We start from the raw sequence: 963 nt of genomic DNA on the forward strand, positions 1-963 counted from the left end.
GGGTGGCGGCCGCGAAGCCGACCACCTGCTCCAGCACGCCCAGACCGGCGCCGGGAAGGTCGAGCGTGGCGAGCCGGTCGACCGCCTGCGGACCGGTGTAGTCGTCAGGCATCGGCAGTTCCATGCCCGGCTGGATCACCAGGCCGGTGGCGATCATCGGCAGCGCCATGGTGGGGGCGGCCCAGTCGCCCGTGCCGGGCTCGTCGGACGCGGCCGGGGCGGGCAGCGGGGCGGCGGCCGGGGTGAGCACCTCGGGCAGCGTCACGTCCCCGGCGCCGAGGTCGGCCGGTACGGCCTGAGCCGGTGCGGTCCGGCTCGCGGCGGCTCCGGTCGGCGCGGCCTGGTCCGGCGCGGGCCGGGGTGCCGTGGCCCAGGTTGTCGCGACCTGGGGCGCCGCGTCGCGGCTCGGCCCGGCCTCGGGCGACGTGCCGGCGGGCGGCACGGCGTGGGCCGGAGCGGCCGGCTTGAGCCAGGTGGTCTGACCGGCGACCACCAGCGCGACCGCGTCGCAGGCGTCGGCGACCGCGCGGTTGGCGGCGCCGAGCGCGTCAGTGAACGCCCGGCCGAGCGGCGTGGTGGGCACCAGGGACAGGCCCACCTCGGGGCTGACCAGCACCAGCCGGGCGGTGCTGGAGCGCACCGCCGCGGCCAGCTCGGCGATCGTGGCGGTGTCGTCGGCCGGCTGGTGGGCCGGGTCGAGCAGCACCGTCACCCAGCCGCCCAGGTCGTCCACGAGCAGCGTCTCGTTCGGCCCGGCGGCGGCGATCACCTCGACCAGTCGGCCCGGGTTCGCGGCCGTCTCCTCGGTGGTCCAGCTCCCCGGCCGGCGGGCGCGGTGCGTCGCGAGGCGGGCCGCCCACTCGGTGTCCACGGGATCCCCGGCCGGGGCGGTCGCCACGTACCGGACCGGGGGCGCGTCGGCGACCAGCGACTCGGCGATCTCGGACTTGCCGGAGCGGATAC

Annotated in this window: 1 protein-coding gene; it reads right to left on the reverse strand. The window is 78.5% G+C overall.

Translation table 11 applies throughout. The features are described 5' to 3' along the window. Positions 1-961: bifunctional adenosylcobinamide kinase/adenosylcobinamide-phosphate guanylyltransferase (locus KBX39_RS31985; protein WP_312247528.1), on the reverse strand; the 961-nt coding region annotated here is incomplete at its 3' end. Positions 962-963 lie beyond the last annotated feature (2 nt).

It is taken from the genome of Micromonospora sp. D75 (assembly GCF_018070405.1).
Classification (GTDB): Bacteria; Actinomycetota; Actinomycetes; order Mycobacteriales; family Micromonosporaceae; genus Micromonospora; species Micromonospora chalcea.